Raw genomic sequence first — 23938 nt, 5'->3', positions numbered from 1 at the left:
AGGGCTATCATCGGGGAGGACCCCGCCCGCACCGGCTGCATCGCGCCGGTGGGGGCGATGTCGACGCTGGCCGGCTACCCCGCGACCCGCAAGACCGGCTTGTGCCGGGGCGGGCGCCCCCCCGGCCCGGGCGCCGGGGGGACGCCGCTGGTCAACCGCTATTGACCTGAAGCACGCTTGAAGTCCTACCGTCGAGGTGCGTGAGATCACCCCGCTCCGGAACGAGAGGCCGTGCACCATGCCCATAGAGCTCAACCACACCATCGTGGCCGCCCGCGACCGGCGGGCCACCGCCGACTTCCTGACCGGCCTGCTCGGGCTGCCCGAGGCCGAGGTCCACGAGCCGTTCCTGGCCGTGCAGCTGGGCAACCGGGTGACGCTCGACGTGATGACCGCCGCGGGCCCGATCACCCCGCAGCACTACGCGTTCCTGGTCTCCGAGGACGAGTTCGACGCGATCTTCGGCCGGATCGAGGCCCAGGGCCTGACCTACTGGGCCGACCCGTTCTCCCAGCAGCCCGGCCGGGTCAACCACTGGAACGGCGGCCGCGGCGTGTACGTGAAGGACCCGGACGGGCACAGCATCGAGGCGCTGACCAGGCCCTGAGCGCTCCCGCCGGTTCACTCGCCGGTCCGGTTACCGTGGAGTGATGAGCGAACAGCAGCGGCCGGCATTCGAAGCGGACCCGGGCACCGTCCACCCGGTGGCCAGGGTGGCCCTCGGGACGGCCGGGGTCACCCTGATCTCGGTCGGCCTGGTGCTGCTGGTGCTGCCCGGCCCGGGCACGCTGCTCCTGCTGGCCGGGTTGATCCTGCTGGCCCGGGCGGTCCCGGCGCTGTCCCGGTACGTCGAGCCGGTCCGGGTGCGGGCGATGGCGGGCGTCGAGGCCAGCGTCGCCTCGCGCTGGCGGATCGCCGGCACGGTGCTGGTCGGGCTCGGCATGATCGGCGCCGGCACGGTCGCGGTGCTGGTGCCGAGCCTGCCGCTGGCGGGCTGGGCGACCGGGCTGAGCCTGATGCTGTCGGGCCTGATCCTGCTCGGCCTGATGGTCTGGAGCCACCGCCGGGTGCACGGCTCGCGGTAGTTCAGCGCGCCAGCCGGAAGGCGGTGGCGGCGGCCGCGCGCAGGGGCCAGGCGGGGCGGGGGACGTCGAAGGCGGCCCGCAGCGGGGCGTCCAGCAGGGCGGTGGCGAAGGCCGGGGCGTGCCGGGCCAGTGGGCCGGGCAGGCGGGCCGCGAACAGGCCGGAGACGGCCTGCCAGAGGGCCCGGCCGGCCGGGCTGGGCGCGAACCGGGCGGCCTCGAACTCGCGCATCCAGGCGGCGATCCCGTCCAGGCCGGGGCCGGGCAGTGCGGGCAGCTCCAGGGCGGCGGCCAGCTCGGCCTGGAAGGCGAACGCGGCCTCCCGCTCGGCGGGCGTCACGCCGCCGTTCCGGGCGGTGAACTCCACCGGGCAGACGGTGAAACAGGCCAGCACGTAGCGCATCAACTCGGCGTCCACGCCCGGCAGCCGGTGCATCGCGGCGAGCTCGGCGACGATCTTCCGGCCAGGGCCGCTGTTCACCCCGTGGCCGATCAGCGCGAACATCATGGCGCCGGTGGCCTTCGCCCGGGCCTTCGGCGCGGACGTCAACTTGCCGGTGGCGGACAGCACTTCGGCGATCTCGGGGACGGCGAAGGTGCGCACGAAGCCGAGCGTCAGGCCGACCCGGGCACGCTGCGGGGCCCGCCGCAGCACCAGCGCGGCGAACGCGTCCCGGGGCGGTTCCGTCATCGTTCCTGCTCGGCCAACGCCCGTTCCAGCAGCGGGGATTGGAGGAACGAGGCGACCAGCACCAGGTGCGCGCGCTCCTCGGCCGGGTCGGCGTCCAGGCCGGGCAGCACCGGCTGCTCCTCGCGCGGGCGCGGCACCGCCCCGGCGGCCAGCGCGCCGACCGCGGAGCGCAGCGCGGCGGCGACCACCAGCGCGTCCCGCTCGTCGGTGCCGAGCGCGGCCTCGGCGGCGAACCGCTCGGCGCCGCGGACCGCCGCCGGGTCGATCCACGGGCGGAGCGTCAGCTGGCCGTCGCGGATCTCCAGGCCACGCCGGGTGGTGCGCCACTCCAGGTCGCGCAGTGCGGCGCGTTCGCGCCAGGCGGGCGACGGGCCCTCCAGGGCGAGTCGGCGGTCGGCCCGGTAGACCAGGTCCCAGAGCGGGCGCAGCGCCCGGAAGTCGCGGCGGCGCTGGGTCCAGGCGGCGCCGGCCGGGCCGGCGAAGCCGAGGGTGATGCCGACCGCGCCGAGCGCGGCGAACAGCGGGCCGAGCGCGGTGCTCAGCCACTCGACGTCGTTGACGCCGGCGTACGCGAGGGCGATCGCGGCGAGCTTGCACACCACGTAGCCGCAGGCGGTGAGCGCGCCGGCGGCGATGAACCGGATGCCGCGGCGCAGCCAGCCGGCGGGGAGCCGGGCGGCGTGGCCGAGGCAGACCCGGCCGATGTCGATCAGCGAGAAGGCGTACAGGCCCTGGTAGAGCGTCAGGAACAGGGCAGTGGCGGCGCGCGGGGCGAAGGTGGTGTCGAAGGTGAGCGGCGTCTCGGGCCGGTACGGGCCGCCGATCAGGAACAGCGCCACCAGCACCGGTACCAGCGCGGCGAACACGGCGGTGCGGCGGCGCACCCGCCGCCGCAGCCGGTCGTCCAGCGGCGCCCACACCTCGGTGCCGGAGCGCTCCTCGGGCGGCGACCAGACCAGCGCGAGGACCACGGCGGCGGCGGAGAAGCCGATGATGCCCAGGTAGACCAGCAGGGTGGCCAGGTTGCCGACGCCGGTGACGTGGTCGATCGCCCGGTACAGCAGCGGGGAGGCCAGCAGGAAGGAGGTGGACGGCGAGGCGACCGCCAGGGCGACCACCAGCAGGCCGAAGGACGGCTCGCGCCGCCAGGCCCGCAGCTTCAGCCCGGCCACCACCCAGGCGGCACAGCCGATGCTCAAGTAGGCCAGGTTGTAGGGCAGTTCAGACATGCTGTCCCTTGCGGTGCTCCAGCGCGGGGGCGAGCTGCGAGGTGGTGCCGGCCCCCGGGGCGAGCACCAGGACGCGCATCAGTTCGGCGCCGAGCACCTCCGCCTCCTCTTCGGCGGCGTCGTCGTAGTGCGAGCGGCCGAGCACCAGCCGGAGCATCTCCGGGTCGATGGTGGGCAGTTCGACCAGCGTCGGGTCCTCGTCCGGCGACGGCGGCTCGCTCAGGTGCCCGCACAGCAGGTGCGCCAGTTCGTGGCAGACGATGTGCGCGCGGTGCAGCCCGGAGGTCTCCTGCTCGACGTGGATCACGTCCTCGGTGGACAGCCGTTCCACGAAACCGGACGGCTCGCCGACCCGCATCCGGCGCGGCGCGATCCGGATCGGCCGGTCCAGGTGCGCGGAGACCACTCCGCACAGTTCCTCGACGGTGCTCAGCGGCGGCAGACGCAGTTCGCGCGCCACCGCCCGCATCCGGCGGCGGGTCCTCCCGAGTCCGCTCCCCACACCACGCACGTCGACCCCCTCCGGGCGCCGCCAGTGTCCCAGCGGCACCTGCTGACGCTCCGTCACGTCGTCGGTCCGGCCTCGTCCGACTGGCCGGTGGGCAGGCCGACGGCCCGCCGCAACTGCTCCACAATAGTGAGTGCGGCGTCCTGCATCTCCGGCGGCAGGCCGGCCGCGCGCATGGCGATCCGCTCCACCCGGGCGTCGCGCAGCGCCTCGATCTTGCGCAGGTCGCGCTCGACCGCGCTGGCGGTCTCCGAGTCGGAGAAGTAGTCCAGCGGGACACCGAAGAACTTGGCGATCCGGACGGCGTTCTCCAGGCTCGGCTTCTGGGTGCCCTTGCGCAGGTTGCCGATGTACGTGCCGCTCAGCCCGGTGCCTTCGGCGATCTCGGAGTCCCGCCAGGGCCGGCCGAGGTCCTTGGGGTAGATCACCGCTATCAGACGCCGGAAACGGCTGGCGAAGTCCAGTGCTTCGGCGCGGGAGGAGTCCGTGGGCATGTGCCGGATCATAGAGGGTTCGTACCCCCGGGCGTATCCCCCCGATAACCCTGTTCTGAACGATCGTTGGGGAATTGGTGCGGAAAGCGTGCGGGCAGGTCGCCGCGGGCGCCCGTTCGTCACTCTTGAATCCACGATAGTTGACACAGCGTGGGCGGGATCGGCAGGATCGGCATCCTGATGCTCGGGCGCCGTTGCCCCACGGGGGTGGGCAGCGGCGCTCGTTCGGCGGGTTGCCGTGCGCCGTCGCGCGCACGCCCCGCGAACCGGAGCTTCCAGGCCCGCCGTCTCGGCGTCATCTTCCGTTAGCTACAAGGCAGTTCCGCGCCGATACGCTCCCCGCGTCCTCGCCCGGCGCCCGTCCGCCAGCACCACTCGGGCGCGCCCCGCCCGAAAGGCCGCGCTGCCGATGGCTCCCCGACTCTCCGTCGTCGTCCCCGTGTACAACGTCGAGCGGTACCTCGTCGACTGCCTGGACTCGATCGCCGACCAGAGCTTCGCCGACTTCGAATGCGTCCTGGTGGACGACGGCTCCACCGACACCAGCGCCGACCTCGCCGAGCAGTACACCGCCCGCGACCCGCGCTTCCGGCTGGTCCGCCAGCCCAACCGGGGCCTCGGCGCGGCCCGCAACACCGGCGTGCGCCACCTCACCGCCGGCACCGAGTACCTGGCCTTCGTCGACAGCGACGACACCCTGCCCACCCACGCCTACCGGCTGATGATCAGCACCCTGGACGAGACCGGCTCCGACTTCGCCACCGGCAACGCGCTGCGGCTGCGCAGCACCGGACTCGAACCCTCGCACGCGCACCGCCGCCCGTTCGCCGAGACCCGGCTGCGCACCCACGTCCGCGAACTGCCCGCCCTGGTCACCGACCGCACCGCCTGGAACAAGGTCTACCGCCGCACCTTCTACGCCGCGGCCGGCCTCGAGTACCCCGAGGGCATGCTGTACGAGGACGCCCCCGTCAGCGTCCCGCACCACTTCCTGGCGACCAGCGTCGACGTGCTGTCCGAGCCGGTCTACCACTGGCGGATCCGCGAGGACGGCGACCGCTCCATCACCCAGCGCCGCACCGACCCGCGCGGCCTGGCCGACCGGGTGCGCTCCATCGAACTCGTCCGCGGCTGGCTGCTGGACCGCCCCGAACCCGCCTTCCGCGAGGACCTGCGGGCCTACGACCACAACACCCTGGTCGAGGAGATCCCGATGTTCTTCTGGACCGTCCCCGACGGCGACCGCGCTTACCGGCACGCCTACCACCGGCACATCACCCGGCTGCTCAGCGCCATCGGCCCCGAACACCTCGCCGCGCTCCCACCCGTGCTGCGCCTCAAGTACCGCCTCACCGTGGCGGGCCGGCTGCACACCCTGTCCGGCGTCCAGCGCGCGCACCGCCGGGTCCGCAACGCCCGCAAGGCGCTCCGCCGTTGATCAGCGGGCCCGCCGCCGCAGCAGCGCCACCCGGGCCTTCAGCAGCCCCGGGACGAACAGGTAGACCACGGCGGGAACCACCAGGGCGGTGATCGCCAGCACCCGCAGCGGCACCGCCAGGTCGCTCAGCGACGGGCCGAGCAGCAGCTGGACGACCGTGATCGACGGGAAGACGGCCATCCAGGTGATCAGCGCGCGGACGTGCACCGACGGGGCGGGGTGGGTGGTGGCGGCGGCGGTGGCGGCGGTGTCGGCCATGGGGGTCTCCTCGGGGTGTGGGCGCGTACTGAGACGGTAGCCAACCAACTGGTTGGAGGTCAACCATCCAGTTGGTTGGCAAGGCGCACCCTGCCGCCCTACGCTGAGCACATGACTCAGGACCCGATGTCCACCAAGCAACGGCTGCTCGTCGCCGCCAGGGAAGAGTTCGCCGCACACGGCATCGCGGGCGGCCGCGTGGACCGCATCGCGGAACTGGCCGGCGTCAACAAGGAGCGCATCTACGGCTGCTTCGGCAGCAAGCAGAAGCTCTTCGACGAGGTCGTCGCCGCCGCCCTCGACGAACTCACCGAAGCCGTCCCCCTCCAGGCCGGCGACGACCCCGCCGAATACGTCGGCCGGGTCTACGACTTCCACCGGGCCAACCCCGTCCTGGTCCGGCTCTTCCTCTGGGAAGGCCTGCACTACCGCGACGCCGCCCTCCCCAACGAGGCCCAGCGCGCCACCCACTACGAACAGAAGGTCGCCGCCCTCGCCGCCACCTTCGGCGCCGAAGCCTCCCCCCAGGTCGCCGCCTGCCTACTGAGCCTGATCGGCCTCGCCGCCTGGCCCACCGCCGTCCCCCAGATGACCCGCCTCATCCTCGGCACCACCCACCCCGACCTGCGCCCCCACGTCGTCGAGTTCGCCCGCCAGGCCCTGTCCGGCTCCCTTCCGATCCCCGCGGACGCCTGACCCGTCGCCACCCGCCGTCCGGCCTTCGCATTCGGCCGGGCAGGCCGGAGACCCTCGGTCCAGAACTGCCGAAGGCGCCAAGTACGTGGCTGCCGGCGGCGAGCCGGAGGGCGATGTCGGTGGGCGATGTCGGTGGGCAGTGCGAGCCTGTGCCCATCGGCGGGGAGGGAGCGCGGCGTTGCCGAAGAGCAGGGTTCGCAAGAAGGCCGGACAGCAGGCAGGGCGGAAGACCACGCCCCGGGCCAAACCGGTCGGGATGAAGCACGACATGGCGGTGTACGAGAACTTCGAGCGCTGCGCGACGCGCATATTCGAGGTCCTCCACAAGGCGCAGCAGGCCTCGCCGGGGGCGCCCCGCGTGTTGTTCTTCGACGTGCAGGGCCACCGGAACGACGAGGGTGGCTACGACCACGACGCCTGGGAGATGCTCAACGACTTCCTGCCCAAGAAGGCGCTCCCCTACCTGACCGAGATCCACACCCCGATGTACGCGATAAAGAACCCGCGGCGGCAGAACGACCTGGTCCCCGACCAGCTGCTTGTGGGCTACCCGGAAGGAGAGGAGAAGTCGTTCTGGTACGACATCGACTCACTGCCCCTGCGAACCAGGGAGACGGAGGAGAGCAGCCGTAAGACCGCTCCGTCCAAGCAGTCGATCATGGAGTACCTCGGGATCGACGAGGAATGCCTGATCTGCTGGGGCTCCCCGGTCGAGCGGGCGCACGTGGTTCCCGCCTCCCTGGGCGGCTCGATGGACGTTCGGAACTTCGCCCTGCTCTGCGTGGAACACCACCGGCAGGCGCCGGACATCGCGGACGCCGAAGCATTCTGGGCCTGGGTCGACTATGCCGAGCTGCGTGACTCGGGCAGCAAGTGGAAGCGGGCGCCCGAGGAGGTCAAGCGCTGGGTGGAGGCCGCCGGTGGCCGGGTGGAGCCCGTGGACCGCGGCGAGAAGGCCTTCCAGGCCGCCGTCGAGTTCGAGCTTCGCAACCTCTACAACTGGTCCGACGAGGACTTCGCCAAGGTGTCCTGGGCCTTCCTGGAGGAGTACCACCACGTCCTGGACCGTGCGACCGGGCGGCACTTCGGCGTCGAGCGGAAGGTTGCCACCCATGCCTGGGCCTACCACGTGGCCATGCTCAGGCTCTCCCGCACCTGACCGCAGTGCGCTCGGGGCTTTTCCGGTGGTGGCCAGGGCCGGGGTCGAACCGGCGACCTTCCGCTTTCAGGCCAAGCCTGGGCTGCAATTCGGCAGTTGGAGTCAGTGCCCCTCGGTCCAGAACTGCTGGAGCCGCGCGATCGCCTGGGCCTTGTCCAACTCGGCGACCTGGTCCTCGGCGAGTCCGACGCGGTTGATCAGCATGTGGACCAGATCCGCAGGAAGCGCCTCGCGTGGCGGCTCGGGAGCGCCCCGATCGGGAAGCGTGCCGTCCAGGACGCAGGGCCAGAACGCCTCCTCCGTCACGTCCAATTGGTCGCGGAGGATGTGCGCCCAGATGGCGGCGCCGTACACGGTGCGGTCGACCGGATGCGACACCCGGGTGCGCAGGATGCGCCCGTCGGCAAGCCCGAGTTCGTACGTCATGTGGTGGGTGCCGGTGCGGCCGCGTGCGTCGCGTACGCGTTCCCAGCCTTCAACCTCGCAGAACTGCTCGTGTCGTTCGCGTGTCGGCTGAGGCCAGGTCACTTCGCGACTCCGAGCAGCCAATCACGGAGCTGCGCGTCGTCGCTGAGGCCGATCAGCTGGACCAGGCCCCAGTTGTCGCGATGGTTCGGAGCGCTCAGGAGCCGGTCCTGCCAGTCCTCCGAGTACTCGCGGAGCGCGCCGACCATCTCGTCGATGGCCTCATCAAACGTGCCGCCGTCCGCGGCGACCGGGAGGCCGGGGAAGAACACCGACCAGCCGCCGCCCTCCGCAACCACCTCGGCCTTGGACGGGCACAGCAGCGTGAGGGCGTGGCGCAGCCGCCCCGCGTCGACGACGGCCGCACGGCCGGTGTCTCGGCGAACGGTCGCGACCCGGCCCTGCCCGGCTGCGTCCAGCAGGTCCTTCAAGTGCGCTCGGGCTTCGGTGTAGCTCTCGTAGTGGACTGCTGCCATTGGGAGCCTCCTCGTCCGAGAACCAGGGTCGCGCCCGCCGTGAAGTACGTCAAGTACGTTACGTACTTACTGTCGGGCAGGAGAGTGGTGACCGTCAGCCGTCCCGTTGGCGTCAAACGACACAAAAATGCCCCCGCAGCGCGATGCGCTCGGGGGCTTTCTGCTGGTCAAACTGTGTGGCCAGGGCCGGGGTCGAACCGGCGACCTTCCGCTTTTCAGGCATTAGCAGTGGGATCAACAAGCTGGCCGAGTTTTGGCCCCAATGAGTCGAGCCCGCATCTCCGAACAGTCGTTCGAGTCTTTTGGGGCGAGACCCAGGGCTCCTACCTGATTGCACCGATGAAGGTGACCACAGCCAAAATGAAGAAGGAAGTGACGGTATAGCGAAAGATCGTGATGGCCGATCGCAGGTGGCGATGTCGCTGCGAGTGCTGGAGGATATCAGTCCACAGCTCGGCTGAAGCGTGACTGAGGATCTCCTCGTGGCTCAGTGCGGCCAATTTGCGGGCAAAGCTGCTGTGGCCGTCGACTGCCGTCAGTGTGTCGCCCCAGTTGAAGAGAAACCTGGACGGAATCTCTTCCTGGTGGAACTTTCGCGTGGTCTTCCGGGCCGCGATGGCGTCTATACAACTCCAGAGGCCACGCAGAACAAGAAGGACAGTCGTCGCCGCCAGTGCGGAGAAAACTATGGTTAGTGCGACCCCTTGAGATTCATTCGATGACTGGAAATGGAAGTTCGCCAGGAGTGCGGATCCTGCCATGACGACCGTGTTTGCGCTCAGGAGTACGGATGCCCGGGCGGACGTGGACGCTCGAAGGCGGTCGTATCGGTCAATATGCCATCGCGTTAGGTCTACCAGTGTCTCGGTGGGCACTGCGCTTCCCTTGCGCGGCCGCGATGGCCGAGGAGGAGTCGGCTGCCCGCCAGGGGACACCTGCCCTCCGGTCGTGTTGGTCAAGATTCCCCCTGCTTCCAGTCACTGCCGGTCGGCTGCACTAGCCTAGGGCCAGACCTACGGCCGCGTTGCTGCTTCGCCGCAAAATGCACCACTGGTGCTGCGAATGAGCGGCAAAGGGGGGCAAATGCCGCAAATCTTCATAAACTACCGCAGAGCAACCGATGCGTATGCTGCTGCGCTTCTTGACGAGCTGCTCTCCAGGGAGCTTGGGTCGAGGCGGGTATTTAGGGCTGCAAAGTCGATTCCCGTGGGCTCCGACTATGTTTCTGAAATATCGAAGGCAATAGGTTCCTGTGATGCGATGCTGGTCGTCGTCGGAGTGGGGTGGAGCGAGAGTTTTTCTGCAATAGGGAATGGGCGGGAGGACTGGGTTCTTCGTGAGATAAGAGAGGCGCTAGGGGCCCGGAAGGTCATAATCCCGATCGTCCTTTCAGGGGCTTCGGTGATTCGGCGGGAAAGCCTTCCGGAAGATCTTGCGGGTCTGGAATTTCTGCAGTACCTCCGATTTGACTATCGGAACTCTGCTCAAGATGCCATTTATATTTCCAGGCGACTTCGAGAAAGGTTCCCCAGTAGAAGTGTTTGGTCGTACTGGAGGCGAATCCGAACGACTGGCTGATGCCGTGCACTGTTGGGCTACGGGATCATCATCAGGATCACGCAGTGATGCCGTCGGGGTGGTTTTTGGCGCAGAGTGCGGGCACTGAGAGCGTCCAGCAATCTTCTTTTCAGGCGCTCGCCGGGGCTCCTGGCGGTGTGATCACGCCGGGCCTGGCACAGCTTGCCAGCCGGACAACCCCGTTCGGCGGCGTCCGGGGTTGTCCGTTGGTGTTGGCGTACGGGCTGGCGTACGCCAACACCAACGAGACGGGGAAGCCCGTCCTACTCAAGGGCGTTGGCGCGCTCCGCCAGGCCCAGCAAGTCGGGTGAGGCCGACCCGCCGGCAACCAGCACGAGTTCACGGATGGTGGATCGAGCCGAGACGTGGGTTCGCACCGTCTCGGGAGCCAGTTCCTCAGCCCGGAGCAGGCACTCCAGCGCCTCCCCGATGTGGCGCCGCTGCGCGTGGGCCCGGCCGAGATCCATGAGCAGCCGCGAGCGGCGCTCCGGGGAGAGCTGGTCCGCGTTGATCTGCCTGCCCAGGTCGAGGGCTTCGCCCGCGTCCCCCAGATCAACGGCCGTGGAGACAGCCTGAATCTCCACGTTGGTCGGGCCGAACTCCAGGTTGAAGTCATTGCGGTCCGAGCCCAGGCGGGCGGCGACCTCGCGGGCCTTGCCGATCTGCTGCCGGGCCTGCTCGCGCTGGCCGGAGCGCGCCGCCACGAGGGCCAGCACCAGGTGCAGCGATCCCAGGACCGAGAGTTCCTCGGGCCGGGGGCTGCCAGTCGTGCTGTGCTTTGCCAGGACCGCCACGGCGCTACTGGCGGCGTGCTCGGCCTGGTCGAGGTGCTTGAGACGGACGAACGCCTGGGCCAGCCGGTAGATGCCCGCGAAGGCGTTGAGCGGCTCGCCGGACTGCTCGGCAGCTCGGATCGCGCGGTCGGCGGCAACCCACGCCGCGTCGGCCTCGTCCTGCCGCACGAATGCGGCGGCCAGCGCCTGGTACGCCTGGCTGAGGAGTAGGTGCGCCTCGGCGCGGTCGTCCGGAGGTGCCGTCCGGGTCGCACGCTCAAGCCGCGGCAGGACCCGACCGAGAACCGCGCTCAGCTCGGCGAACCGCGCCGCGTGGGTGAGCGACCAAGCCTCATCCACGGTCGAGCGGAGTTCCGCGATCGACGGCGTTTCGGCGGGCTGACGCTCCGCCAACAGCACATCCAGGGCGGGGTGCCCCGAGATGAGCAGTCGGGCCTCGTCCAGGTCGTTCGGCTCTTCCTCGGCCGGCGGCGGGGGCGTCGCGGGCTGCGGGGCGTCGGGCCTGAGCACCTGCACAGAGACACCCAGTCCATCCGCGAGGAGTTGCAGGACATCCAGCCGGACTACGGGCTGGACGCCTCGCTCGACCTGGGACACCCAGCTTGCGGTGCGGTTGATTGCGGCCGCCAACTGGTCCTGCTTCAGGCCGCGTTGATGCCTCAGCTGAGCGACACGGGCGCCGAAGGCCCGGCGTTCGTCCGGGGTCATCAGTGGCCGCCGGCCGAGCCGGTGCCCTTGCCGGACACCTCGTTCAGGAACGTCACCTCGAAGGAGGCGATGTACTCCTCACGCGCAGCCAGGAAGCGTCGGACGTGGGGCTGCTGCTCGTGGGCGTCGAACGCCGCGCGGTCCGCGTACAGCTCGTAGAAGACCCGCACGGTGGGCTCCCCCGGGACGGTGTGGTTGGCGTACACGAGGGTGCCCGGCTCCAGCGCGCGGATGCCCTCCAGGGTCTCGTTGGTGAGCTTGTCGAACGCGGCGGCGGCTTCCGCGCTGTGGGCGGTGAACCGCACTACAAGACCAAAACCCATGGTCACAGCTCCTTTATCAGGGTGACGTCCAGTATCCCACGACTCGCTGAAGAACTGCGAGTCGCAGAACTTCTTGACTCGCAGAAACTCTGCGACTAGCTTTTGAGGTGTCGGAGCGGCGAACGGTCGCCGAGACAGAGAGCCCCCCTTGGGGGTGCTCTGACCTGCGCAAATGCGACGGTCGGTTGTCGGGGAAGGCGGCATTGCCGTACGCCCACGGGCCGCGCCTGATCGCAGTTCCTTGAGAACTCAAAAGTGTGCTGATCAACGAACGAGTGTCTTTGGTCCCCGATCCGTGCCGCCTCGTGGCGGGTCGGGGGTCATGGCTGCTCGTGAGTGACGAGTGGCTGGGCCCATGAGTCGGGGCCGTCGCGCCTTCCTTGGCCGGAGCGCGACGACCCCTTCGGGCCTGCACACCTGACAGAGAGGTGGAGACCCGTGAAGTCGATTGTTGCAGGGAAGGTCGCCGCGAACTCGGAGGAGTTCGCGGAGCTGTCGCTGGGCGTGGACTGCGAGCTGTTCGCCGGCGTGCTGGGCGAGGGCCCGCTGGAGTACAAGGCGCGGATGGACGTGGCACTGGCGGTGCTGGCGGACCTGGACCGGGAGGACCTGAAGCTGGCCGCGTTCGCGCGGTGGCTGATGGACACGGCGCCGGTGCCGCTGTTCGCGGCTCGCCGGGCCATCGCCCGCCGTTCGGCCGGTGCGGGGGTGGCGGCCTGATGAGCGGGCTGAAGCGTCGTGCTCACCGCCGCCCGGCCGTGCTCACGAAGCGCGTGTTCGTGCTCATCGCCCGTTCGTCGGGTGGGAAGCGGGGCGGGCGGTGAGCGGGTTGGTGACGCCGCAGCAGATCCGCTCGGCGGAGAAGATTCTGAGTCTGGGGACATGGGCGATCACGTTCGGGGCGGTGCTGTACAGCATGCTCACGGTGACGCCGCTGATGTCCGGCCACACCCCGCCGGGATGGGAGTGGACGGCTCCGATCCTGCCGATGGTGGTGGACGCGGCGGTGGTGATCGTTGTCCGGATGGACGGCATCCTCGCCCGCCTCGGGGGCGACGGCGGCCGGTGGCCGGTAGTGCTGCGCTGGATGACCGGCATCGCAACGGTGCTGCTCAACGTAGGTGAATCCGCCCTGAAGCGGGACCCGGTCGGGGTCGCGGTCCACGCGGTCGCGCCGCTGCTGCTGATCGTCACGGCGGAGACCTCGCTCGCCTACCGGCGGGCGATCGCCCGCGCCGTGGCCGCCCGTGAAGCCGTTGAGCGCACCGAGCGGGCCGAGCGCCGGCAGCACGCCGCGCAGGCGCAGGAACGGGCCCGGGCCGCAGAGAAAGAGGCGGCCGAAACTGCGGCGCGTCTGGCCCGTGAAGCCGACGACCGTCAGCGTGAGCACCAGCGTGAGCAGCGTGAGCACGAGATGGCGATGCTGCGCGAGAACCTCGCCGCGCAGGAACGCCGAGAGAGCGCCGACCGCGACGCTCGGGCCAAGACGGCCGCCGCCGAGCTTGCCGCCCAGCAGCGTCGTGAGCACGTCGTGAGCGAGCGTGAGCGCCTCACGAGCGAGCGTGAGCAGAAGCAGCTTGCCGACCTCCAAGCCCGACGCAATGCGCTGCTGTCCGGCCCCGTCGCCACCGAGAAGATCCCCGAGGACGTGGCGCGGGAGATCGTCAAAGCCGCACTCAACACACCGGGCACGACGCAGCGGCGCGTGTCCGATCTGACCGGCTGGTCCACCGGCTGGGTCGCCGCCCGCTTCCAGGAACTGGAAGGCACCCGGGGCCTCATCCCCGCCTGAGTGCGGCCGCACATCGCCTCAACCTCCTCGCTCCACAACACCCTGAACAGGAGAAACACCCATGAAGTGTTCGCGCTGCAACATCGCCAAGTCCGACGTCCGGACCGTCGCCGACCCGTACGTGGAGGAGATGACCGGCGAGCGGAGGATGGTCCCGCTGTGCGGGGACTGCTACGGCGACCTGTGCGAGGAGATCTAGCCATGACCGACTCGCTGTTCATTGGCTACATGAACGCCTTCAAGGTGGCCGCCCAGCACACCGGCGGCTGCCAGGCCTGTCAGGACAACCTGCCGTGCGGCGAGGGCGACCCCCTCCACTCCCGGTTCCTGCGGCTCCAGCAGGAGTGGAACGCCCGGAGCGCCGCCGGCAAGCGCATCTGATCGCCAACTCCCTTCCACCGCAGCCTGTTTGGAGTCAATCGTGATCTCCGCTCGTGCCGTCAAGCTTGCCGTCGCCTACCCCCTGTTCCGCGCCGCCGCCGACGTGGCGGACCACTGGATCCAGACCGACCACCAGGCCCGCATCAAGGGCGCTACCGACCGGAACCCGGTGATCGACCGGGACGAGGACGGGCGGGTGATCGCCGTCCACGGCTCCGCCGAGGGCTGCCGGGCGTGCGCCGCGCACGTCGCCACCTACGTCGGCTTCCAGGGGATCGCGCTGCTGGTCGGCTCCCGTCTGCTCGGCGTTCGTCTGCGGCCCGGGCGCGTGGCCGCCGCGCTCGCGTTCAGCGCGGTCACCCACTACGTCGCCGACCGGCGCGAGCCCCTGCGCCGCTTCGCCGAGGCCACCGGCAAGGGCAACTTCGCGCGCCTGGCCGACCACGGCATGAACGGCTCCTACCTGCTCGACCAGGCGTTCCACCACGGCTGCGAGACCGTCGCCGCCCTGATCGCTTCCGCCTGAAAGGAGATGCCCTGATGAACCGCCACCTCGCCTCGGTGCCGCCGCCCGGGGACGAACCGCGCTACGACGTGGAGAGCCTCGCCGTACTGGTCGCGGCCCAGCTCCGCGCCGAGCAGGCCAACGCCCTGCCCGCCCCGGTCCAGCCGCAGTCCGCCCCGCCGGCGAACCGGTACGGCGGGTACATCGCCACCGGAGCCGGGGCCGCCGCCGTACTCATCCCGGTGCTGCTGGCCACCACCGCCGCGCTGGTCGCGGTCGGCATGGCCGCGCTGGCTCTCGCCGTGTCCGCGCTGGTGATCCGGTGGATCATCCGCGACATGCGCGGGGAGGCCCGGTGACCACACCCACTTACCGCACCGTCCTCTCCAGCCGGGGCGGAGACTCCTGGCGCCTGTTCGTGGCCCTGCCCGGCCGGGTCGCCGACTGGCCGGACGCGGAGTTCCCGGGTGCCGCGATCCCGACCATCCGTGACCGCGACGCGGCCCTGGAAGAGCTCGGCTACCGGCTCGCCGCCGGGGCCGACTGGGATTGGTGGGAGGACACCGACACCGACGGTCGCGTCACCCTGCTCGCCAGCACTTGGGCCCGGCCCGCCTGACGGCTGCCCGTCCCCGCCCGGATCAACTGCCGGGCGGGGGTGGGGAGTCGGGACAGTCCCGGCCCACAGGGAGGCCTGCGATGACCATCAACGCCACGTCGCCGAACAGCGGTGGGAACAACGCCGGCGGCACCAACAGCAGCACCCGCAACGGCTTCGGGTCCGGGGCGTCGTTCTCCCCCGGATTCAACATCAACATCAACAAGACCGCAGCCGCCCCGCAGGCGGGCGCGGCAGCGAACCCCGGCGTCGGCCTGGAGCGTTCCAGCGCGCTGGCGCTGCCGGAACCCGCGTTCTACTCCGCCGCCGACGTCCGCTCGTACTGCGAGGCGCTGCGGGCGTTCGCCATGTACGCCGGAATCGAGGTGACCGTGGCGGCGGAGATCCTCAAGGCCGCGCTGGAGCAGGCCCCGGCCATCCCCGGGGACCACGTCTTCCAGCAGCGCACCCGGGCCCGGGCGGTGGCCCGCAAGCTCGCCAAGGCCGCCGAAGCGCTGACCGACGCGGCCAAGGACGCCGCCGCCGCGTGGGCCGCGTTCCAGCGCGAGTACGCCGACGTCATGGCGCCCCAGCGCCCGCAGCAGCACCGTCCGTTCCAGTTCTGAGAGGAGACCCAGCGATGGCAGGGAAGAACACCACCAGCGAGAGCGCCGCCGACATGGACAGGCGGCACCGGGAGTCCCTGGAGGGGGCCAGCAACGGGCGCGGGATCCTCGCATGGGTCGCGCACCAGCTCAAGCCCTACACCCCGCCGTGGATCCTGACCGGTGCCGCCGGTGTGGCCGCGTCGGCGGCGTGGGTGCCCGCGCACGACTCCGTCGGATACGGCGTCGGCCTCACCCTCGGGTCGGTCGCGCTCACCGGCGCCACCTGGTGGGCCGCGAAGGCGACCGGCGCGCAGCGCCGCCTGCATTCGGCGGTCACCGTCGCGGCGGCGACCACCGAGTTCACCGCCGTCGCGCTGGGCGGCTGGAACTCCCTCACCTTCGGCGCGTTCTGGATCGGTGGCAGCACGCTCGCCCTGTCCTGGAACGTACGGCAGGTGATGCGCCGCAACCCCGACGCCGTCCGGAGCGCTACGGACGCCGACGGCTCGCTGCTGGAGAAGGTGAAGCTGGCCGGGGCGAAGATCCGCAACGCCGAGGTCGAGCCGAACCGGGTCACCGCCGAACTCGCCCTCCCGGCAGGGGAGATGACGAATGACGATGTCACCAAGTCGCTGAAGAACATCGCCTCCGCGCTCGACGTCGCCCCCACTGCCGTCCGCTACCTGCCCGACCCGGACTCCGCCCGCCGGGGCGACCTGGTCGTCGTCCCCCGCGACATGCTCGCCGAGGTGGTCGAGTGGCAGATGCCCACCCACGTCGGCGGCTCGATTGCCGACCCGCTCGTGATCGGCCGCTACGACGACGGCTCCCCGCTGCAGCTGTGGCTGCCCGGCGACCCGCAGGCGGGCCGCAACAGCACGCACCTGCTGATCTGCGGTATCTCCGGTTCCGGGAAGGGCGACGGCGCACTCAACGTGCTCTGCGAGATCCTCGGCCGCCGCGACGTGATCGTGTGGCTGTCCGACCCCAAGAGCTTCCAGGACTTCGGCCCGCTGCGGTCCGGCCTGGACTGGGCCGTGGAGGGCGGGGCCGCGACCGAGACGATGGTGACCTCGCTCCAGGCGGTCATCCCCGCCCGCACCCGCTGGCTCGGTGCCCACGGCTACCGCCAGTGGACCCCGCAGGCGGCCCGACGCCAGTACGACCCCACGCACTCCTGCCGGAAGGGCGAAGTGTGCGGCTGCGAGGGCATGCCGTTCCTGGTCGGCTGGTTCGAGGAGGCCGCCAACACCCTGCGCTTCATGGGCGAGGACGCCTTCACCGGAGCCGCGCAGGAAGCCCGCTCGGCCGGTATCGCGATCGTCATCTCGCTCCAGCGCCCCAGCCACGACCAGCTCTCCACCAGTACCCGCGCCTCCCTGCCCTCGGTCCTGGCCTTCGGCCTGGACGCCAAGGACGAGGGCATGGCCCTGCCCGGCCCGGTGATCGACGCCGGCGCCCACCCCGGGGCGTGGGGCAACCGCCGCCCCGGCTACTGCTACCTCGTCACCCCCGGAGTGGACGAGCAGCGCTACAGCGCCCCCGGCCGCACCTGGCGCTTCACCGGCCGTGCCGCCCGCGTCATGGAACAGCTGGCGGAATGGTCCGTGCGCAACGGCGCGAAGGTGGACCCGGTCACCGCGAAGGCGGCAGCCGCGGCTGTCGGCAAGGCGTACACCGAGCGGTCCAACGGCCAGCTCGAGGACGGCGAGCACCACCAGGAGAGCGACGAGACCCCTGAAGAGGCCAGCATGTACGAGAGCGACGGCCAGGTCGACGCCGAGGACGCCGACCTGGACCCGAACGCCGAACTCGGCTCGGTTCCCCCCGAGTTGAGCGGATGGACGTTCGCCGGGGAGCCCGCAGGCGGCCCCGACTTCACCCCGGAAGAGGCCCGCGCCGCGATGGACGCCATCGTCGCCGAGTTCGAGCGCGACGGCGTGATGGTGATCGGCCCGAAGGACGTCATGGAGCACGCCGAGCGGTTCGGCCGCAAGCGCCCGTGGGTCTCCGGCGAGTTCCGCCGCATGGTCGAGGACGGCCGCCTGGCCCCCACCTCCAAGGGCGGCCGGTACCGCATCGTGCCCGCCATGGCCGGGGTCTGACACCCCCTGACGCCTGACACCCCCTGACACCCAAACCCCTAGGCAAACGGGGATGTCAGGGGCGCCTGACACCGCCTGACACCCCCGCCTGACACCCGCCCTGACGCTGCCTCTGACGGTCCGGCGCGCGGCTCCGGTACCGGGGGCACGCATGACGGCGGCGGCCCCCTCCCGCCAAGAAGCGGGGCCGCCGCCCATCCAGCACCGTTCTAGAGAACTGGAGACACCAGCATGACCCAGACCGCCCCCGTTCGGGGAGACCACCTCGCCGCCGCGCTCTCCCTCGCGGCCGCCGGCATCCCCGTACTGCCGCTGCGCGCTGGGAAGGTGCCGTTCGGCAACTGCCGCGCCTGCGTGAACAACGCGTGCGGCGGCCGGCCGAACATGAAGACCCCCGGCCCCTGCACCTGCCCCAACCCGTGCCACGGCTGGGCCGCCGCCACCACCGACCCCGACGTCATCGGCTCGCCCGCGTGGGCGCGGGAGTGGCGGCAGGCGGCCGGAGTGGCCTACCACCCCGGCGGCGCCGGCCTGACCGTCGTGGATCTCGACAACACCGATGCCATCGCCTGGGCGGAGGCCAACCTGCCCGCCACGCAGAGCGTCGTCACCGCCCGGGGCGAGCACTGGCTCTACCGGGGCGCGATGGCCTCCGCCAACGCCGTACGGCCCGGCGTGGACGTCAAGTCGCTTATGTCCTACGCCCGTTGGCTCGGCTCCGGCACCGGCGCCCTCGCCGCCCTGCCGGACGTGGTCCGCGACCTGGTGGTGCGGGAGCCCTCACCGGTCCGCCCGGTACGTGTGTCCGTTCCGGTGCCGGCCGGGGGCGGCCGGTGCCCGCACCGCAGCCCGGTGTTCCTGGAACGCGGCATCGCCATGGCCGAGCAGACCATCGCCGCCGCCACCAGCGCCGTGCACGCCACCGTCTACGGGGCGTTCCTCGCGGTCCTGTCCACGCACGGCCGGTGCGGCTGCCTGACCGACGCCCACACGCAGCGGCTCTTCGCCGCCGCCGGCGCGAAGGGCGAGTCGCCCCGGCACTGCGCGGACGCGTGGGCCAACGCCCTGACCACGCTGGGGTTGTGACCGTGTCCGACGACGAGAAGACCCCGGCGCGCGAGGTCATCGCCGACTACGCGCAAGCCCACTTCCGGTACTTCCGCACCGCCGACGGCACCGTCTACGCCCAGCGGATCGGCCACCCCGTCGCCCGGCCGATCCGCTCGCAGGGCACCACCGGCAGCCACCGCCAGGAACTCATGGTCGGTCTGTTCCGGGACGGCGTCGGCGTGTTCAACGGCACCGCCCTCAAGGAGGCACTGGACTTGATCGAAGCGCTGGCCATGTCCGAGGACGTGCAGCCCGTGCACATCCGCGTCGCCCCCGGCTTCGACGGCGCGACCTGGCTCGACCTCGGCCGTGCCGACGGCCTGTCGGTGCGCATCCACCCCAACGGCTGGGACGTCCTCACCCCCGACCCGCGCGAGGTGTGCTGGCGTCGCACCCAGCTCACCGGCGAACTCCCGGTCCCGGCCAAGGAGACGGACGGCAAGGGCATCGACCTGCTGCTGCGGCTGACGAACTTCGCCAACGCGAGTTCCGAGTGCCTGGCCGTCGCGTGGCTGATCGGCTGCCTCGGCCCGTCGGTGCCGGTGCCCGCGCCGTTCCTCACCGGGCCGCAGGGCGCGGGCAAGTCCACCGGCGGCCGGATGCTGGTGCGGATCGTCGAGGGCATGAGCGGCGACCTGCGCCGGGCGCCGAAGGACGAGGAGAACCTGATCGCCGCCGTCGCGGCCGGATGGGTCACCGCCCTCGACAACCTCTCCCACATGACCCCGGACCTGTCCGACGCCATGTGCTGCATCGTCACCGGGGCCGAGAGCGTGAAGCGGGCCCTGTTCACCGACGGCGACGTCCACCGCGCCTCCTACCGCCGTCCCCTGCTGCTGACCGGCATCGACGTCGGCGTCATCCGCCCCGACCTCGCCGAGCGCCTCCTGCCGCTGCGGCTGGAACGGCCCACGGTCCGCCGCACCGAGGCCGAGCTGTGGGCCGACTACGAGCAGGCGCTGCCCGCCATCCTCGGCTCCCTGCTTGACCTCACCGTCCAGGTGCGGGCGGCGGAGGCGGAGACGCCGACGGATCTGCGGATGGCGGACTTCGCCCACCTGTGCGCGCAGCTCGACGCCGCCACCGGCCTCGGAGCGCTCGCCGCCTACCGCGCCAGCCTCGACGACCTGAACGACGACGTGATCGAGGGCGACCTGCTCGCGCAGACCGTCCTCAAGCACGCCGACACCATCGCCCCCGGCGGCGCACAGCGGATGACCTCCACCGAGTGGCTGCAGTGCCTCAGCCGCCTCTACAGCGGCGACGACTCGCGCCCCCTGCCCAAGGGCTGGCCGACCACCGGCAAAGTCCTCTCCGACCGCCTCAAGCGCCTCCAACCCACCCTCGCCGCCCGCCAGGTCCTCATCGACACCGGCCGCACCAAAGAAGGCCGCTACCTCGAATTGGCCCGCCCCGCCCCCGCCCCCCAGCACGAACAGCCCGAGCTGCCCGACCACCGCGCCTGAACAGCAAGAGGAGCACGGCGCGCACTCAGCCCCGCGTGCTCCTCTTGCGGTTGGCGGCTGCGCCGCCCCAGGACGCGCCGCGAAGCGGCTCCTCCTTTCGCCCTGAGGCGCACACAACCACCAACAGACAGCCCCTCCTCTTCCTAAGTAGAGGAACGCTGCGTCACCCGCGTCACCCGGCCCGAAAAACTGCCCCTGACCTGCACGGAAAGCGGTGACGCAGACGACGGACGCTGCGTCATCCTGCGTCACCTGCGTCACCCGATGACGCAGCCCATGACGCAGCGGTGACGCACGTCCAAGCCCCTGCGTCACCCAAAACCCCAGGTCAGAGCACCTGAATGACGCAGATGACGCGGTGACGCAGAAATCCCCACCTAGGACACATCCACCGCGAGCCTGCCAACCGCACCACCAGCTCAGAACCGATCAGCACAGGTTGCGTCGGTTCCGGCGGTACGTCACGGGGTCCGGCCCACCTGAGCACTGCACAGGGAGGACCACCTTGACCACCGCCACACCCGTCGCCCTGACCGTGCCCGAGGTCATGACGGCACTCCGACTCGGCCGCACCAAGGTCTATGACCTGATCCGCTCGAACGCCCTGCCCAGCTTCACCATCGGCCGCGCCCGCCGCGTGGCCTCGCACGACCTCGCGACCTTCATCACCAACCAGACCAAGGGGAACCACTGATGGCCAAGCGCGCCAACGGCGACGGCAGCATCACCCGCATGAAGGGGCGCGACCTCTTCCACGGCCGCGTCTACGTCACGACGACGTCGGGCGCCGTGAAGCGGGTGTCCGTCTACGGGAAGACCCGGGACGAGGTGCGGGAGAAGATGACCGCGCTTCAGGCCCAGCACCACCAGGGCATCCCGGTCCCGGACACCAACATCAAGATGGCGGACTACCTGACGTACTGGCTGCACGCCGTCGTCAGGGTGAACCGCCGGCCGAAGACCTACCAGGGGTACGAGAGCGTCGTCCGCGTCCACCTGGTGCCGGGGCTCGGCAACAAGAAGCTGCGGACCCTCAAGGCGTCCGACGTCCGGACGTGGCTGGCTAAGGTGGCCAACACCTGCCAGTGCTGCGCGAGCGGCGTGGACAAGGCCCGGAAGCAGCCGCGGTGCTGCGCGGCGGGGGAATGCTGCGAGAACAAGCTGTCCCGTCGGATGGTCCAGTGGATCCATGCCGTCCTGCGGAACGCCCTGGAGAACGCCGTCCGCGAGGAGTTGATCCTCCGGAACGTCGCCAGGCTCGTGCAGGTCCCCACGCCCGACTACGGCACCGGCAAGGGGCTCACCGTGCCGCAGGCCCGGCTTCTGCTCAAGGCGGCCAGCGCGGATCGGCTGCACGCCCTCTACGTGCTGGCGCTCGCCATGGGCATGCGCCGGGGGGAGCTGCTCGGCCTGCACTGGGCGGCCATCGACCTGGAGCGGGGGACGCTGATCGTGTCGAGCAACCTCCAGCGGGTGGACGGCGAACTCCTGCTCGGCCCGACCAAGACCGCGTCGTCGCTCCGGACGCTGCCGCTGCCGCCGTTCGTCCTGGACGCGCTTCAGGCTCACCGCGAGCACCAGGCCCAGGAGCGCGCCGCCGCCGGCGACCGATGGAAGGAGTCGGGTCTGGTCTTCACCAGCCGGGTCGGGACGCCGATGGAGCCGGACAACCTTCGGCGGAGCTGGTACCCGCTCCGGGATCGGTTCGGGCTTACGCTCCGGTTCCATGATCTGCGTCACACCTGCGTGACGCTGCTGCTGGATCTGGGCGTCCCGCCGCACATCGTCCGGCAGATCGCCGGGCACAGCGACATCGGCGTGACGATGAAGGTCTACGCCCACGCCTCGCTGGACGAGCAGCGGAAGGCCCTCGGGTCGCTGAGTGAGGCCCTGGCCTAGCCGTTGGCGTACCGGTTGGCGTACCGGGCATGAAAAAGCCCCCGCAGCGCGATGCGCTCGGGGGCTTTCTGCTGGTCAAACTGTGTGGCCAGGGCCGGGGTCGAACCGGCGACCTTCCGCTTTTCAGGCGGACGCTCGTACCAACTGAGCTACCTGGCCGTACTGCAACTGCACGCCTCTTGCGAGACGAGCGATCCCGACGGGACTTGAACCCGCGACCTCCACCTTGACAGGGTGGCGAGCTAACCAACTGCTCCACGGGACCTCATGCGGATTGCTCCGCACAGGACCTTACTACGGTACTGCGTACCCCCAACGGGATTCGAACCCGTGCTACCGCCTTGAAAGGGCGGCGTCCTGGGCCACTAGACGATGAGGGCTTGCGGCCCTTCCGGCCGGTTTATCCGGCGTTCGGGGACGTCGAGAAGCATATGGGATGCCGGGCTGGAACGCCAAAACGGTTTCCGGGGGTGGGCGCGGCGGGGGTTTCAGGACCAGCCGAGGTCGTGGAGTTCGTCGTCGTCGAAGCCGAAGTGGTGGGCGACTTCGTGGATGACGGTGATGCGGACCTCCTCGACGGCCTGGTCGCGGGAGTCGCAGTGACGGAGGGTCGGGCCCATGTAGATCAGGATCCGGTCGGGGAGGACGCCGGCGTACCACTCGCCGCGTTCGGTGAGCGGGATGCCCTCGTAGAGGCCGAGCAGTTCGGGAGTGGCGGGGTCGGGTTCGTCCTCGACGAAGACCGCCACGTTGTCCATCATCGCGGCCAGCTGCGGCGGAATCTGGTCCAGCGCGTCGGACACCAGCGCTTCGAACTCGTCCCTGGTCATCTCCACCCGTCCATTGTCGGAGGTCCGTTGACGGGACGCCAGATGATCCGCGCCGGTGCGCCCGCGAGAGGTGGCGCGGGGCTGATGGTCGGCGGTTGCCCGTGTCCCGGTGGGGCGGACGCGCGTTGGGCACCCGAGAACGATTGGCGGCCCGGGCGGGTCGTGCGGGAGGTGGCTCGGTGATGGCGGTTCGGTCGGCGCGGCGACGGGTGGTGGCGGGGGCGGCGATGGCGGCGGTCGCCGTGTTCGGACTGAGCGGCTGCATGTCGGTGGGCGGGCAGCCGCCCGCCGGGCCGGACCGGGTGAAGCCGACCGGCCCGGGGACGGCCACCACGCTCAAGGCCGGCGTGGGGGCCGGTGGGCACCAGGGCGGGCAGCGCGGGGAGCGTGGCGGTGCGCCGAGTGCTGACGGCGCGTCACCCGGCGCGGCACCGTCCCCGGGGGCGCACGTTCCGGGGCCGACGCCGCCGGCGGTCGGGTTGCAGGGCGCTCCGGTGCCGGTGCCCGGGACGAACGCCGGCACTCCCGGCCCGACCGGCACGCCCGCGACGCCGGGAACGCCCGCGCCGACCCCGACCGGTGGCGGAAGCGCGTCCACGCCGACCCCGCCGCAGCCCAGCACGCCGGAGCCCTCGCATTCGGCCAAGCCCTCGCCGACGCCCAGCGGGACGCCGGCGGAGCCCAGTGAGTCGCCGTCCGGCCACTGAGCGCGACGGTCGGGCGCTGAGCGCGACGGGCGGGCCGC

The 23938-nt window shown here is 70.9% G+C and carries 30 protein-coding genes and 4 tRNA genes; 20 read left to right on the top strand and 14 right to left on the bottom strand.

Annotated elements, in window-relative coordinates; genetic code table 11:
• The first annotated feature begins 238 nt into the window (after window positions 1–238).
• Both ACFYST_RS30735 and ACFYST_RS30730 read left to right on the top strand, forming a co-directional pair.
• Complete coding sequence (locus ACFYST_RS30735; RefSeq protein WP_387640417.1) at window positions 239–607, top strand: VOC family protein; 369 nt, start codon at window positions 239–241, stop codon at window positions 605–607.
• A gap of 43 nt (window positions 608–650) precedes the next feature.
• Window positions 651–1085 carry a PGPGW domain-containing protein gene (locus ACFYST_RS30730; RefSeq protein WP_387640419.1) on the top strand — a complete coding sequence of 145 codons (435 nt, stop codon included), beginning with the start codon at window positions 651–653 and terminating at the stop codon, window positions 1083–1085.
• Between the two features lies 1 nt (window position 1086).
• On the opposite strand, the gene ACFYST_RS30725 is transcribed toward ACFYST_RS30730, so the two are convergent.
• The 4 genes from ACFYST_RS30725 to ACFYST_RS30710 all read right to left on the bottom strand — a co-directional run bounded on the left by ACFYST_RS30725 (window position 1087) and on the right by ACFYST_RS30710 (window position 4004).
• Window positions 1087–1773 (bottom strand): oxygenase MpaB family protein, encoded by a 687-nt coding sequence (locus tag ACFYST_RS30725; protein WP_387640421.1) that lies wholly within the window; start codon window positions 1771–1773, stop codon window positions 1087–1089.
• Window positions 1770–3002, bottom strand: a complete 1233-nt coding sequence (locus ACFYST_RS30720) for an MAB_1171c family putative transporter (protein ID WP_387867047.1) — start codon at window positions 3000–3002, stop codon at window positions 1770–1772. Before ACFYST_RS30720 ends, ACFYST_RS30725 begins: the two co-directional genes overlap by 4 nt.
• Entirely contained in the window at window positions 2995–3471 is a 477-nt protein-coding gene (locus tag ACFYST_RS30715; RefSeq protein ID WP_387640426.1) for a hypothetical protein, read from the bottom strand. The genes ACFYST_RS30720 and ACFYST_RS30715 overlap by 8 nt, the downstream gene beginning before the upstream one ends.
• A gap of 95 nt (window positions 3472–3566) precedes the next feature.
• A complete protein-coding gene (locus tag ACFYST_RS30710; RefSeq protein WP_387640429.1) occupies window positions 3567–4004 on the bottom strand; it encodes a helix-turn-helix domain-containing protein in 438 nt (145 codons plus the stop codon).
• Window positions 4005–4413: 409 nt separating this feature from the next.
• Here ACFYST_RS30710 and ACFYST_RS30705 point away from each other — a divergent pair, with 409 nt between their 5' ends.
• Complete coding sequence (locus ACFYST_RS30705) at window positions 4414–5442, top strand: glycosyltransferase family 2 protein (RefSeq protein ID WP_387867045.1); 1029 nt, start codon at window positions 4414–4416, stop codon at window positions 5440–5442.
• Here the strand turns inward: ACFYST_RS30705 and ACFYST_RS30700 are convergent, their stop codons facing one another.
• Window positions 5443–5700 carry a hypothetical protein gene (locus ACFYST_RS30700; protein ID WP_387867042.1) on the bottom strand — a complete coding sequence of 86 codons (258 nt, stop codon included), beginning with the start codon at window positions 5698–5700 and terminating at the stop codon, window positions 5443–5445.
• 111 nt (window positions 5701–5811) lie between these two features.
• On the opposite strand from ACFYST_RS30700, the gene ACFYST_RS30695 reads away from it, so the two are divergent.
• Window positions 5812–6396, top strand: coding sequence for a TetR family transcriptional regulator (locus ACFYST_RS30695; RefSeq protein WP_387640438.1), 585 nt, complete (start codon window positions 5812–5814; stop codon window positions 6394–6396).
• Window positions 6397–6574: 178 nt separating this feature from the next.
• Window positions 6575–7555: an HNH endonuclease signature motif containing protein gene (locus tag ACFYST_RS30690; RefSeq protein ID WP_387867040.1), complete on the top strand. Its 981-nt coding sequence runs from the start codon at window positions 6575–6577 to the stop codon at window positions 7553–7555.
• Between the two features lie 26 nt (window positions 7556–7581).
• Here the strand turns inward: ACFYST_RS30690 and ACFYST_RS30685 are convergent.
• From ACFYST_RS30685 to ACFYST_RS30675, 3 genes are all read right to left on the bottom strand, one after another.
• Window positions 7582–7729, bottom strand: a tRNA-OTHER gene (locus ACFYST_RS30685).
• Between the two features lie 350 nt (window positions 7730–8079).
• Window positions 8080–8496 carry a prevent-host-death protein gene (locus ACFYST_RS30680; protein ID WP_387867037.1) on the bottom strand — a complete coding sequence of 139 codons (417 nt, stop codon included), beginning with the start codon at window positions 8494–8496 and terminating at the stop codon, window positions 8080–8082.
• A gap of 323 nt (window positions 8497–8819) precedes the next feature.
• On the bottom strand, window positions 8820–9257 hold the full coding sequence (locus ACFYST_RS30675) for a hypothetical protein (RefSeq protein ID WP_387867034.1): 438 nt from the start codon (window positions 9255–9257) through the stop codon (window positions 8820–8822).
• Window positions 9258–9579: 322 nt separating this feature from the next.
• On the opposite strand from ACFYST_RS30675, the gene ACFYST_RS30670 reads away from it, so the two are divergent.
• Window positions 9580–10074, top strand: a complete 495-nt coding sequence (locus ACFYST_RS30670) for a toll/interleukin-1 receptor domain-containing protein (protein WP_387867032.1) — start codon at window positions 9580–9582, stop codon at window positions 10072–10074.
• 263 nt (window positions 10075–10337) lie between these two features.
• On the opposite strand, the gene ACFYST_RS30665 is transcribed toward ACFYST_RS30670, so the two are convergent.
• Together ACFYST_RS30665 and ACFYST_RS30660 are read right to left on the bottom strand one after the other, a co-directional pair.
• Window positions 10338–11576 carry a helix-turn-helix domain-containing protein gene (locus ACFYST_RS30665; protein WP_387867030.1) on the bottom strand — a complete coding sequence of 413 codons (1239 nt, stop codon included), beginning with the start codon at window positions 11574–11576 and terminating at the stop codon, window positions 10338–10340.
• Window positions 11576–11899 (bottom strand): putative quinol monooxygenase, encoded by a 324-nt coding sequence (locus ACFYST_RS30660; protein WP_387867027.1) that lies wholly within the window; start codon window positions 11897–11899, stop codon window positions 11576–11578. The genes ACFYST_RS30665 and ACFYST_RS30660 overlap by 1 nt, the downstream gene beginning before the upstream one ends.
• A 438-nt stretch (window positions 11900–12337) precedes the next feature.
• On the opposite strand from ACFYST_RS30660, the gene ACFYST_RS30655 reads away from it, so the two are divergent.
• From ACFYST_RS30655 to ACFYST_RS30595, 13 genes are all read left to right on the top strand, one after another.
• Complete coding sequence (locus ACFYST_RS30655; protein ID WP_387867024.1) at window positions 12338–12619, top strand: hypothetical protein; 282 nt, start codon at window positions 12338–12340, stop codon at window positions 12617–12619.
• A gap of 112 nt (window positions 12620–12731) precedes the next feature.
• Window positions 12732–13691 (top strand): DUF2637 domain-containing protein, encoded by a 960-nt coding sequence (locus tag ACFYST_RS30650; protein WP_387867022.1) that lies wholly within the window; start codon window positions 12732–12734, stop codon window positions 13689–13691.
• A gap of 61 nt (window positions 13692–13752) precedes the next feature.
• Complete coding sequence (locus ACFYST_RS30645; RefSeq protein WP_387867020.1) at window positions 13753–13890, top strand: hypothetical protein; 138 nt, start codon at window positions 13753–13755, stop codon at window positions 13888–13890.
• Window positions 13891–13892: 2 nt separating this feature from the next.
• Window positions 13893–14072, top strand: coding sequence for a hypothetical protein (locus ACFYST_RS30640; RefSeq protein WP_387867017.1), 180 nt, complete (start codon window positions 13893–13895; stop codon window positions 14070–14072).
• 40 nt (window positions 14073–14112) lie between these two features.
• Window positions 14113–14598: a hypothetical protein gene (locus ACFYST_RS30635; RefSeq protein ID WP_387867014.1), complete on the top strand. Its 486-nt coding sequence runs from the start codon at window positions 14113–14115 to the stop codon at window positions 14596–14598.
• A 14-nt stretch (window positions 14599–14612) separates the two neighbouring features.
• Entirely contained in the window at window positions 14613–14936 is a 324-nt protein-coding gene (locus ACFYST_RS30630) for a hypothetical protein (RefSeq protein ID WP_387867011.1), read from the top strand.
• Window positions 14933–15196, top strand: a complete 264-nt coding sequence (locus tag ACFYST_RS30625; RefSeq protein ID WP_387867009.1) for a DUF6303 family protein — start codon at window positions 14933–14935, stop codon at window positions 15194–15196. Before ACFYST_RS30630 ends, ACFYST_RS30625 begins: the two co-directional genes overlap by 4 nt.
• An 80-nt stretch (window positions 15197–15276) precedes the next feature.
• Entirely contained in the window at window positions 15277–15801 is a 525-nt protein-coding gene (gene traA, locus ACFYST_RS30620) for a plasmid transfer protein TraA (protein WP_387867008.1), read from the top strand.
• Between the two features lie 14 nt (window positions 15802–15815).
• Window positions 15816–17888 carry a plasmid transfer protein TraB gene (gene traB / locus ACFYST_RS30615; protein ID WP_387867005.1) on the top strand — a complete coding sequence of 691 codons (2073 nt, stop codon included), beginning with the start codon at window positions 15816–15818 and terminating at the stop codon, window positions 17886–17888.
• A 231-nt stretch (window positions 17889–18119) separates the two neighbouring features.
• The gene (locus tag ACFYST_RS30610) at window positions 18120–18974 is read left to right on the top strand and encodes a bifunctional DNA primase/polymerase (protein WP_387867004.1); all 855 of its coding nucleotides are present in this window, start codon (window positions 18120–18122) and stop codon (window positions 18972–18974) included.
• Window positions 18975–18976: 2 nt separating this feature from the next.
• Window positions 18977–20464, top strand: coding sequence for an ATP-binding protein (locus ACFYST_RS30605; protein ID WP_387867051.1), 1488 nt, complete (start codon window positions 18977–18979; stop codon window positions 20462–20464).
• A gap of 505 nt (window positions 20465–20969) precedes the next feature.
• Complete coding sequence (locus tag ACFYST_RS30600) at window positions 20970–21158, top strand: helix-turn-helix domain-containing protein (protein WP_387867002.1); 189 nt, start codon at window positions 20970–20972, stop codon at window positions 21156–21158.
• A complete protein-coding gene (locus ACFYST_RS30595; protein WP_387867000.1) occupies window positions 21158–22363 on the top strand; it encodes a tyrosine-type recombinase/integrase in 1206 nt (401 codons plus the stop codon). The genes ACFYST_RS30600 and ACFYST_RS30595 overlap by 1 nt, the downstream gene beginning before the upstream one ends.
• Window positions 22364–22448: 85 nt before the next feature.
• Here the strand turns inward: ACFYST_RS30595 and ACFYST_RS30590 are convergent.
• From ACFYST_RS30590 to ACFYST_RS30575, 4 genes are all read right to left on the bottom strand, one after another.
• A tRNA-Phe gene (locus ACFYST_RS30590) sits at window positions 22449–22522 on the bottom strand.
• A gap of 32 nt (window positions 22523–22554) precedes the next feature.
• Window positions 22555–22628 (bottom strand) — tRNA-Asp (locus tag ACFYST_RS30585).
• A 42-nt stretch (window positions 22629–22670) separates the two neighbouring features.
• A tRNA-Glu gene (locus ACFYST_RS30580) sits at window positions 22671–22743 on the bottom strand.
• 108 nt (window positions 22744–22851) lie between these two features.
• Entirely contained in the window at window positions 22852–23193 is a 342-nt protein-coding gene (locus ACFYST_RS30575) for a metallopeptidase family protein (protein ID WP_387640729.1), read from the bottom strand.
• 182 nt (window positions 23194–23375) lie between these two features.
• Here ACFYST_RS30575 and ACFYST_RS30570 point away from each other — a divergent pair, with 182 nt between their 5' ends.
• Window positions 23376–23900, top strand: a complete 525-nt coding sequence (locus ACFYST_RS30570; RefSeq protein ID WP_387866997.1) for a hypothetical protein — start codon at window positions 23376–23378, stop codon at window positions 23898–23900.
• The last annotated feature ends 38 nt before the right edge of the window (window positions 23901–23938 follow it).

Source organism: Kitasatospora sp. NPDC004614, assembly GCF_042873675.1.
Lineage (GTDB): Bacteria > Actinomycetota > Actinomycetes > Streptomycetales > Streptomycetaceae > Kitasatospora.
The sequence above is the reverse complement of the archived record's forward strand: the minus strand, read 5'-3'. Positions and strand labels throughout refer to the sequence as shown.